The sequence below is a fragment of the Nocardia sp. NPDC102475 genome (assembly GCF_055584605.1).
The window spans coordinates 1-2,133 of sequence record NZ_JBVJLS010000066.1 but is presented as its reverse complement, the minus strand read 5'-3'; the positions used below and the strand labels follow the sequence as shown (position 1 = coordinate 2,133).

Genomic DNA, 2,133 nt, shown 5'->3' with positions numbered 1-2,133 from the left:
GCGCCAGCGACACGGCAAATGCCATCAACCGGCTGACCAACCAATACCTCTACAACATCGCCGGAAAGAAATACGCAGGCGCGGCAGCTGGTACGTCAGCGGCCGCGCAGAAGGCGATCCAGGTCGCCTTGGCTCAACTGGGTGATCCATATGTGTGGGGTGCCGAAGGTCCGAACTCGTTCGACTGCTCCGGTCTGATGCAATATGCCGCGGCTCAGGCGGGTGTGAATATCCCGCGTGTGGCCTCCGCCCAGTACCAACAGCTGCCGAAGGTCAACCCGGCCGATATCCGACCAGGTGACTTGATCTTCCCCGATTCAGAGTTCAATAACGGAAGTCCTGGCCACGTCATGATGTACATCGGGAACGGTCAATGTGTCGAAGCGCCGCATACCGGAGATGTGGTGAAGGTGATCAATCTGCCGCGCAGCTATCACGCCAGCCGGTGGTCGTAGCGGCCAGCTGCCGAAGCCGGCCTCTCCAGCTCAGTAGCCGACGTAGTGCCCGCCACCGTGCATCGACTGGATACCGGGCACATTGCTGACCGAACCGTAGCGGTCGATGGCGTACCGCACGCCCGCGATGATGTTGTCGACCGGATTCCAGATATCGCGATGGCCCGGTAGCGCGTAGGCGTTGAAGGTGGGGTCGATGGTCTGCATCAGCCCCTTGGACGGAGTTCCCTTGGCCGCGTTGCTGTCCCAGAGATTGATCGCATTCGGATCGCCCGCGGATTCGTGCTGGATGATCGCGGCAATATCGGCGGGATTGATGTGCCGGGTGTCGTAGCCATTGGCGGCCAGGATGCGCAGGGCGTCATTGATCCACTGACCCTGCCGACCGGACGGGCGGGTGCGCGGCGGACCGGCAGTGGATCCACCGGTGCTCGGCTGGGATCGCCGTGGTGGTTGCCGGGTCGGGCGAGCGTTCTGCAGGAACCGGTCGGCCAGTGCGGCAACCTTATCCGCGGTAATCGCCGCTGCGGACTGTCCCTGTCCGAGCACAGCGCCTGCACGCTGTAGGGCGTTACTGAGTGTGGTGATCAGCATCTGACGGCCCGCGGTGGTGTCGGCGACACCACCGAGTGCGGTCATTGCCGTATTCACTTCGGCGACAATGCCATCGATGGCCGCTCGGCCTTGGATCGTGCTATCCGCGGCACCGCCGAGCAGACGGCCGAGTTCGGCGTTCAATGATTGTGTCGATTGTCCACGTCGTGCGGTCTCGAGATTATTCGCCGCGTACCGGTCGCCCGATTCGCCGGGCCATGAGGTCGATTGTCCGGACCCGAGCGCGGGCGGTGCATACGGCTGGCCGGTATCGGCGGTGGGGTTGGCATTGCCGTACTGCGCGGCCATGGATGCCAGCGCACCGAGCGCCGCTGCGGCATACGGCGCGCTCGAACCGAATCCGGCGAGTGCGTCGGGGCGAGCGATGGCGGGCGATCCGGCTGCGGTGGTACCGGATTCGGCGATAGGCGCTCCGGTCGGCCCGCGCGTGGCCGCGGTTGCGGCGGGCGGCTGTGCGATCGCGGCGGGAGTTCCGGTCGGTGCCCGGGTCTGACTGCGCCGTGCCGCGTTCCGACGCGGCGCGGAGGTCGTTGTGCCGGGCCGGGCCTCGTGTGCGTTGTCGAGGCTCGGATCCGGTGTATCCCGCTGCGGTGGTGGCATCAGTAGGGCTCATACGGTCGACCGGCGCGCACGGCCTTGACGCCGGGCACATTGCTGACCGAGCCGTATCGGCTGATCGCGTAACGGACACCCGCGACGATATTGTCGACCGGGTCGTAGATGTTCTTGTGTCCGGCCGCGGCGTACTGGTTGAAGGTCGGGCCGATGGTCTGCATGAGCCCGATCGAGGGCGTGCCGGCGGCAGCATTGCTGTCGTAGTTGTTGGTGGCATTGGGATTGCCGCCCGATTCGTGCTGGATGATGATCGCGATGGCCTGCGGATCGATCGTGCTGATGTTGTAGCCCAGCTGTTGCAGTACCTGCAGTGCCTGTTGGATCCAATCACCGACGGTGCCGCCGGGCATCTGGCCGCTGGGGTTGCCGCCCGCGTATTTCTTTCCGGCGATGTTGTAGAGGTATTGGTTGGTCAGCCGGTTGATCGCATTGGCGGTCGCTTTCGCGG

The 2,133-nt window shown here is 64.8% G+C and carries 3 protein-coding genes; 1 reads left to right on the top strand and 2 read right to left on the bottom strand.

Going from position 1 to position 2,133, the window contains the following annotated elements; translation table 11 throughout:
• Positions 1-455: C40 family peptidase (locus tag ACZ60G_RS44060; RefSeq protein WP_465818380.1), on the top strand; the 455-nt coding region annotated here is incomplete at its 5' end.
• Between the two features lie 30 nt (positions 456-485).
• On the opposite strand, the gene ACZ60G_RS44055 is transcribed toward ACZ60G_RS44060, so the two are convergent.
• Positions 486-1,670, bottom strand: coding sequence for a transglycosylase SLT domain-containing protein (locus ACZ60G_RS44055; protein WP_465818378.1), 1,185 nt, complete (start codon positions 1,668-1,670; stop codon positions 486-488).
• On the bottom strand, positions 1,670-2,133 hold a 464-nt coding region (locus ACZ60G_RS44050), incomplete at its 5' end, for a transglycosylase SLT domain-containing protein (RefSeq protein ID WP_465818376.1). The genes ACZ60G_RS44055 and ACZ60G_RS44050, both read right to left, overlap by 1 nt.

Excerpts from the sequence above, each read along its gene's own strand:
- ACZ60G_RS44055 (WP_465818378.1), bottom strand. The coding sequence starts at position 1,670 with ATGCCACCACCGCAGCGGGATACACCGGATCCGAGCCTCGACAACGCA.